The 1,297-nt window shown below is 72.7% G+C and carries 2 protein-coding genes; both read right to left on the bottom strand.

Going from position 1 to position 1,297, the window contains the following annotated elements:
• Window positions 1-495 (bottom strand): two-component system response regulator (locus EHS43_RS44730; protein ID WP_148104355.1); only part of this gene is annotated, 495 nt, incomplete at its 3' end.
• A gap of 138 nt (window positions 496-633) precedes the next feature.
• Window positions 634-984, bottom strand: a complete 351-nt coding sequence (locus EHS43_RS44725; protein WP_125196073.1) for a chorismate mutase — start codon at window positions 982-984, stop codon at window positions 634-636.
• Window positions 985-1,297: the final 313 nt, after the last annotated feature.

Genomic DNA, 1,297 nt, shown 5'->3' with positions numbered 1-1,297 from the left:
GGGCAGGGCCCGGTGGGGGGCCGGGTCGTCGTCCTCGTCGTGGCCCTTGTCCTCGGTGTGGTCCTTGACGAGGGCCCGTAGTTCCCGGACCTCGTGTTCGAGGGCGAGGCGGCGGCGGTGGGCGTCGAAGAGGTAGCGGACCTTGGTGCGCAGGGCCCAGGGGTCGATGGGTTTCATCACGAGGTCCGCGACGCCGAGGCCGAAGGCGGCGGAGGTGAGTTCGTGGTCGGGGCCGAAGCCGGTGAGCAGGACGACGGGGATGTGCTGGGTCTGCTCCAGGCGCCGCATGTAGCGGACCACGTCGAGTCCGCTGACGCCGGGCATGCGCACGTCGAGGAGCAGGAGGCCGACCTGGCCGCGGAGCACCTGCTTGAGGGCCTCGTCGCCGCTGGTGGCGCGGCCGAGCCGGTAGCCCAGGGGGGCGAGGGCGCTCTCCAGGGCGTAGAGCGTGTCCTCGTGGTCGTCGACGATGAGGATCTTGGCATCCGAAGGCATGGCGCGGCGTCCCTCCCTCGCGGACAGCCAGCCTACGCCCGTGTGCTGACACGGTGTGCTCGCGGGCTGACAAGGAGTGCACAGCGCAGCATGCCGTTCGCGGGCGCCCGTGTCACCTCCCCGGGGCGTCCGGCGAGGTCAATCGGCCAGAGTGGCGGGGCCGTTGACGGTGTCCTCGGCGATGCGCTCGTGGTGCCTGATCACCTCGGCGATGATGAAGTTCAGGAACTTCTCGGCGAAGGCGGGGTCGAGCTTGGCGTTCTCGGCGAGGGTGCGCAGCCGCTCGATCTGACGGGCCTCGCGGGCCGGGTCGGCGGGCGGCAGCTGGTGGCGGGCCTTGAGGTGGCCGACCTGCTGGGTGGCCTTGAAACGTTCGGCGAGCATGTGGACGACGGCCGCGTCGATGTTGTCGATGCTGTCCCGCAGCCGGTTGAGCTCGTCACGGACAGCGGGGTCGACGTCACCGGATCCGGTGTTGCTGGTGGTCATGGGCGACAACCCTAAGGGGGCGGGGTGACGGGACGGCGGGCGGAGCGACGCGATCACGCCCGCGACGGAACGGCTGGCCCCGCGGCGAGGTGTCCGGCGGGACGACCGGACGGGCGGAGCGTTCGGCGGGACGGCCGGACCGGGGCGAGGTGTCCGGCAGGACGACCGGACCGGGGCGGAGCGTTCGAGGGGACGGCCGGACCGCGGCGAGGTTTCCGGCAGGACGACCGGGCCGGGACCGGGCGGCCGACGGGACGACCGGGCCTGGACCAGGGCCGACAGGACGACCGGACCGGGGCCAGGCGGCCGACAG

Origin of the sequence: Streptomyces sp. RP5T (genome assembly GCF_003933965.1) — a bacterium.
Classification (GTDB): domain Bacteria; phylum Actinomycetota; class Actinomycetes; order Streptomycetales; family Streptomycetaceae; genus Streptomyces.
Note: the sequence above shows the minus strand (reverse complement) of the source record. Positions and strands in the feature narration are given on the sequence as shown.